Source organism: Streptomyces lonarensis (assembly GCF_012033735.1).
Classification (GTDB): Bacteria; Actinomycetota; Actinomycetes; order Streptomycetales; family Streptomycetaceae; genus Streptomyces; species Streptomyces lonarensis.
Map to the genome: position 1 here is coordinate 1 of NZ_JAAVJD010000275.1, position 6,242 is coordinate 6,242.

Annotated in this window: 5 protein-coding genes; 1 reads left to right on the forward strand and 4 read right to left on the reverse strand. The window is 76.9% G+C overall.

Annotated elements, in window-relative coordinates:
• Positions 1 to 632: 632 nt before the first annotated feature.
• Both HCN56_RS22590 and HCN56_RS22595 read right to left on the reverse strand, forming a co-directional pair.
• Positions 633 to 2,264, reverse strand: a complete 1,632-nt coding sequence (locus HCN56_RS22590; protein WP_167974047.1) for an amidohydrolase — start codon at positions 2,262 to 2,264, stop codon at positions 633 to 635.
• A gap of 121 nt (positions 2,265 to 2,385) precedes the next feature.
• Entirely contained in the window at positions 2,386 to 2,826 is a 441-nt protein-coding gene (locus HCN56_RS22595; RefSeq protein ID WP_167974049.1) for an Lrp/AsnC family transcriptional regulator, read from the reverse strand.
• Positions 2,827 to 3,024: 198 nt separating this feature from the next.
• Here HCN56_RS22595 and HCN56_RS22600 point away from each other — a divergent pair, with 198 nt between their 5' ends.
• A complete protein-coding gene (locus tag HCN56_RS22600) occupies positions 3,025 to 3,447 on the forward strand; it encodes a hypothetical protein (RefSeq protein ID WP_209313065.1) in 423 nt (140 codons plus the stop codon).
• On the opposite strand, the gene HCN56_RS22605 is transcribed toward HCN56_RS22600, so the two are convergent.
• Both HCN56_RS22605 and HCN56_RS22610 read right to left on the reverse strand, forming a co-directional pair.
• Positions 3,420 to 4,595, reverse strand: coding sequence for an acyl-CoA dehydrogenase family protein (locus tag HCN56_RS22605; protein ID WP_167974051.1), 1,176 nt, complete (start codon positions 4,593 to 4,595; stop codon positions 3,420 to 3,422). The genes HCN56_RS22600 and HCN56_RS22605 overlap by 28 nt on opposite strands.
• Before the next feature lie 210 nt (positions 4,596 to 4,805).
• Positions 4,806 to 6,113 (reverse strand): C39 family peptidase, encoded by a 1,308-nt coding sequence (locus tag HCN56_RS22610; RefSeq protein ID WP_312871382.1) that lies wholly within the window; start codon positions 6,111 to 6,113, stop codon positions 4,806 to 4,808.
• Between the last annotated feature and the right edge of the window lie 129 nt (positions 6,114 to 6,242).

The following is a 6,242-nucleotide window of genomic DNA, read 5'->3' on the forward strand; positions in this document are numbered from 1 at the left end:
GTCCGCCGGCGTCGCCGGCGGCGGGCGCGCCGGTCGCTGGGGCAGCGGCGCGCTGCGCGGCGGTGGCGGATTCCTGGCCCGATGCCACGTCGTGGCCCTCCCTGGGGGATCAAGCGGTACTGCGTTGACCGTACCGTGAACCCCCGCCGCGGCGGCGGGCGGTGCCGGGGCCGGACCGCGCCGCCCGCGGTGCTGAGCCGGCGCGGCGTGCCGCACGGGCGGGGAGAGCCTCGGAGGGAGGCCCGGCGCCCTTCGGGCCGGCCCGGGGCCCGCTGGCTGCGGGCCGGCCGTGAGCCGTTGTCTACTGGGCGTCCGGGCCTCGTCCGGGTCTCACCCGCCGACCGGAGCAGGACCGTCGCGTCGGTGCCGCGGGCGCTGGACCTGGCTGTCGGCGACGGCCCGCCGGTGCGGCGGTGCGTCCCGACGGCCCAGCGGCGCTCCACGACCGCACTGCGGCGGGTCCGGCCGGACGTCCCGTGGTGGACCCGGCCGAACCTACCGCTGGATCACCGCCGCCTGTCAACACCCGTGTGACCTCGGCTTTCCGGCGGAAACACCTGGTCAGCGGCGAGCGGCCGCGGGGGGTGCGCCACGCCGGTGCGACGTCGTTCGGCGTAGCCCCGCGCCGGAGATCACCCGTTCAGTCGATCGTGCACCACGCGGCCCCCGACGACGGTGCGCAGGCACTGCGGCAGGGGCTCGCCGGGGGCGAGGTCGGGCAGTCCGGGGGTGCCGGAGCGGGGGTCGGTGGACCAGCGGGCGACGCGGTCGTCCGCCGCCTGGACCACCAGGTCGCCCGTCTGCCAGACGGCGTAGTCGGCGACGGCCCCGGGCACCAGCGTGCCCTCCCCGTCGCGGCCCAGGGCGCGCCAGCCCCCTCGGGTGTGCGCGGCGAACGCGGCGCGGACGGAGACGCGGTGCTCGGGGGTGCGGTGCAACGCGGCGGCGCGCAGCGTCCCCCAGGGGTCGAGGGGGGTGACCGGCGCGTCGGAGCCCAGCGCCAGCGGCACACCGGCCCGTAGGAGGGCGGCGAACGGGTTGAGGCGCGCCGCGCGTTCGGCCCCGAGCCGGGAGGCGTACATGCCGTCGGGGCCGCCCCAGGCGGCGTCGAACGCCGGCTGCACGGAGGCGGTGAGCGCGAGGTCGGCGAAGGCGGCGAGCGTCTCGTCGGTGAGGAGGGCGGCGTGCTCGATGCGGTGGCGCGCGGCTCGGACCCGGTCGATGCCGACGTGGTCGGCGGCGGCCCGCACGCCGTCGGTCACCGAGGTCAGCGCCGCGTCGCCGATCGCGTGGAACCCCGCCTGGACGCCGGCCTCGGTGCAGGCGATGACGTGGGCGGTGACGGCGGCGGTGTCGATGTGCACCAGCCCGGTGTGGTCCGCGTCGTCGTAGGGCGCGTGGAGGTGGGCGGTGTGCGAGCCGAGGGAGCCGTCGACGAAGAGGTCGCCGGCGGCGCCGACGGCGCCGAGGTCGCGCACCCGGTCCAGTTGGCGGGCGCTGGTGACGGCCTCCCCCCAGTAGCCGAAGACGCGGGGCCCGCTCCCCTCGGCGGCGAGCGCCAGCAGTCCGGTGAAGTCGTCCTCGCCGCTGATGAGGGGGCCGGCGCACTCGTGGAGCGCGCCGATGCCCAGCGTGGCGGCGTGGTGGAGGGCGGCCCGCTGCGCGTGGCGGCGCTGCTCGGCCGTGACGGTCTCGTGGGCGGCGGTGCGCACCGCGTGGTGGGCGTCGCCGGTGAGCGGGCCGTCGGGGCTGTACCCGGCCATGGCGGTGATCCCGGGGACCAGGTCGAGCAGCGCGGTCGAGGCGAGGGCCGAGTGCACGTCGACGCGGGTGAGGTAGACCGGGCGGCCGTCCGCGGCCTCGTCGAGGGCGGCGCGACCGGGGACGGCGCCGCCGGGCCAGCCGGCCGGGTCCCAGCCGTGGCCCAGGACGACGCGGTCGGCGGGCCGGGCGCGGGTGTGGGCGGCGACGGCCGCCAGCGCTTCGGCGGGGCCGGTCGCCGCCGTCAGGTCGAGGCCGGTGAGGGCGAGGCCGGTGGCGGTGGTGTGGACGTGGGCGTCCGTGAAGGCGGGGGTGACCAGCGCGCCGTCCAGGTCGACGATCTCGTCCGCGCGGTCCGCGAAGGACTCGGCGGCGCCCTCCGAGCCGACCCAGGCGACGCGGTCGCCCTCGACCACCATGGCGGTGGCGAACGGGTCGGCCGGGGAGTAGACGGTGCCGCCGCGCAGCAGCGTGGTGGGGCGGGGTGCGATGGGGACGGTCATGCCGCAAGTCTGGCGTGCGCCGGGCGCCGGCCCGGCTCCGGGGTCGGCGCGCCGCAGCGCCGGCTGCGCGGGGGGGTCGGCGGGCGGCGGCCGGTCTCAGGGGTGTGCGGGACCAGCGCTCTCAGACGCGGGGCGGGCGGGCCTCATAGGGGGTGGAGAGCACGACGGTGGTGCGGGTGGAGACGCCGGCGAGGCTGCGGACCCGGGCGAGCAGGTCCTCCAGTTCGGTGGGGGCGCCGACCCGGACCTTGAGGATGTAGTTCTCGTCGCCGGCCACGCTGTGGCACGCCTCGATCTCCGGGACACCGGCCAGGCGTTCGGCGATGTCGTCGGGGGCGCTGGGGTCGAAGGGCTTCACCGAGATGAACGCGGTCAGCGGCAGCCCGACCGCGTCGGGGTCCACGATGGCGGCGTAGCCGCGGATGACGCCGCGCTGCTCCAGCCGGCGCACCCGTTGGTGCACCGCCGAGGTGGAGAGCCCGGTGGCCCTGCCCAGGTCGGTGTAGCTCATCCGCCCGTCGGTGACGAGCAGTTCCACGATGCGCCGGTCGAGTTCCTCCACAACGGGTCAACCTAGCGCCCCGGGCGCCCGGCCGACACCGCATCGGGCCCGGGTCGGGCAAGCGGAACACCGCAATGTGACGAAGGACACATCACGACGCGCCGAGTGTCGTTGCACAGAGTGGTTAACGGGGAGGTGCCATGGGCATTGCTTGGTGTGGCCGTCGGCCCACCGTTCCGTCCTACGGGGGAATGCCCTATGCGCAACGTGAAGCAGTTCCACTCCACCGGGTCCGGGGACCGGTTCCCGGAGGCAGATGCGACCGACGGCCCCTGGCCGGAGGAGCTCGCGGACGCCGAGGACGGGGTGGACCATCCGGTCGTCGTGCGGCGGGCCTGCCCCAGCTGCGCACAGCCGGTCGCCGTGAGCCCCGGGGAGACCGAACTCCCCGCGCACGCGGTCTGCTCCACGCCCTGGAACCCCTTCGGCTCCACCGTCTGCGACGGCTCGGGCCGCCCGGTGCCCGCCGCGGTGCCGGTCATGGAGCCCGCGGGTGTCGTCGACACCGAGGCCCTGGCCCTGCCCCCCGGCCTCGACTGGCGCAGCCAGCCGTTCTCGCACGCCGTGCGGGTCGCGCCGCGCCCGACCCGCCATCAGGAGCCCGCGGGCCCCGCCAGATGACGCGCGATCACCAGCCGCTGGATCTGGTTGGTCCCCTCGACGATCTGCAGCACCTTCGCCTCCCGCAGGTAGCGCTCGGCGGGGAAGTCGGCGGTGTACCCGTAGCCGCCCATGAGCTGGACCGCGTCGGTGGTCACGCGCATCGCCGCGTCGGTGCAGAACAGTTTCGCCATGGCCGCCTGGGCCGAGAACGGCTCGCCCGCGTCGCGGAGCCGGGCGGCGGCGAGGTAGAGCGCCCGGCCCGCCTCGATCTGTGTGGCGAGGTCGGCGAGCTGGAACCGCAGCCCCTGGAAGTCGGTGAGCGGCCGGCCGAACTGACGGCGCCCGGAGGTGAAGGCGAGCGCCTCGTCCAGCGCCGCCTGGGCCAGCCCGATCGCGCAGGCCGCGATACCGAGCCGCCCGGAGTCGAGCGCCGCGAGCGCGACCGAGAACCCCTGTCCCTCCTCGCCGACCAGCCGGCTCGCGGGCACCCTCACCCCGTCCAGGTGGACCTGGGCGGTCGGCGATCCCCCCATGCCCATCTTGCGTTCCGGGAGGGCCGCGGAGAGCCCCTCGGCGTCGCCCGGGACCAGGAAGGCGCTGATGCCGCGCGGCCCGTCGACCCCGGTACGGGCCAGCACCGTGTAGAAGTCGGCGATTCCACCGTGGGTGATCCACGCCTTGGTGCCGGTCAGCACCCAGGCGCCACCGTCACGGGCGGCGCGGGTCCGCAGCGCGGCGGCGTCGGAACCCGAGGCCGCCTCCGAGAGGCAGTAGGCGCCGAGCAGCCCGCCGCCCAGCATGGCCGGCAGGTGCTCCGCCCGCTGCTCGTCGGAGCCGAACTCGGCCACGGCGTGGCAGGCCAGGGTGTGGACGCTGATGCCCAGTCCGACGGTGAGCCGCGCCGCCGCCAGCTCCTCCAGGACCTGGAGGTAGACCTCGTAGGGCTGACCGCCGCCGCCCAGCGCCTCGGGGTAGGGCAGCCCCAGCAGACCCGTCTCGGAGAGCGTCCGGAACAACCCGCGCGGGAAGTGCGAGCCGGCCTCCTCCTCCGCGGCGGGCGGCCGGACCTCCTTGGCAGCGATCTCCCTGACGAGATCGAGCAGTTGGCGGGCTTCCTCGCTCGGAAGCGTGCGCCTCACCGGCGCTGGTTCCAGGACGGGGTCCATCTCGCAACTTCCTCCCTGTCGTGCTCTGCGAACGACGCACGACCGGGTGTGGCGGCGCCGTGGGTCCGGGCGGCCCGGACCGCCGGTTCGCGGCGGCCGTGACCTGCGGGCCCGGCGTCTGGAGTATGCCCGACCGGGCCCCACTTGAGCACCGTCCGGCCCCATCTTCCTCGCCCGCGCCGTGCCGCGGACACCGCCGCTCACCGCAGCTCACCGCACCCCGACCGCCGCCAGTGCCCGCCGCTGCCGGGCGTCGGCCTCCTCGGGCCAGAGCACGTAGCAGACCCCGCCGCTGCCCGTCCCGACGCTGCCGTCGGCGCGGGTCCGCCGGGTCCGCAGCCAGACCGTCTCGAACGCCCGACGGGGGTAGACGCGCCGGACCGCCGCACGGCTGCGCCCCGCCGGGTCGTGGGCGACCACGTCGCCGTCGGCGGTGAAGCCGGAGACCACCATGAGGTGGCCCGCCGTCGCGTAGCCGGCCCCCGGCAGCTCGCTCTCCTCGAAGGACTGGGAGGTGATCAGGGGCAGTTCGGCGCCGATCAGCCCCTCGGCGGCGGTGAGCGACTCCAGCCGGGTGACCACCGCGTTCATACCCCGGTGGACGGCCGCGTGGGCGGTGTTGAACGGCCAGTTCCCGCAGCCGCCCCAGCGGTGGTCGTAGGTGCGGCGCGCCGCGTGGCAGACATCGGGGTCCTCGTGGCCCGGCTCGACCCACGCCAGGGCGGCACGGTCGGGGTGGCGGCCGTGCGCGGCGAGGACCATGCGCAGCGAGGTCGGCGAGCACCACGCGGCGCCGCCGCCGTTGTAGTGCGGGTACCGGCCCTCGTGGGCGTACTGCGAGAGCGGGGGCACGGACAGCTCGACGCCGCTCGCCGGTCCCGGGGGCGAGGGCGGCACCGTCTCGCGCTCGGGCAGCGCGGCGGCCGCCACGGCCAGCCGCCGCACCGCGGGGACGGCGGTGGAACCGGGCCTGCGGCAGAGCGTCAGCCGCAGCCGCAGGGCGGTGATCCGGAGCCCGCGTGCGGCGGCCGCCGCTCGCACGGCGAGGGTGTCGGTGTCGGCGGTGACCACGTCGTCGCCGGTCGGGGCGGCGGAAGCGGGTGCGATGTCCTCGTCGGTGGCGGCCCAGTCCGCCAGCGGGAGCCAGGGAGTGCGGCGCCCGTCCGACCGGGTGGCGAGCACCTCCACGCGCAGCCAGCAGCCGCGGGGGACATCGGCGTTCCAGGAGACGACCAGTTCGGTGGCGGGCGCCGCGAGCGGGCAGAGCGGCGAGGTCCAGTGGGCGCTCTCCCAGAGCTGGTCCTCCCCCCGGGCGTCCGGGCGCCGCAGGGAGGCGGCGGACCGGGCGAGGACGAGGGCCGCCGGTGGACCGGTGCGCGCGGCGGTGCCCGCGTGGCCGCCCGCCTCCCAGCCCGCCGCTCCCGTCCGGACGTGCAGTTCCACTGACGGGGCCGGCCTCTCGGGCAGGGCGGCGGCGCCGGTGGGCGGCGGGGGCGCGGCGGACGGCGGGTGGGGCACGGGTCGCTCCCTGCGGGTCGTCGGTCCGGTGCGGGTCCCGCGGCTGCCGCCGCGACCGGCGCGGCGCCGCCCCGGGGCCGGTGGACTCAGCGAGCTGGCACCAAGCGGTCCGCCACCACATCGACGCCG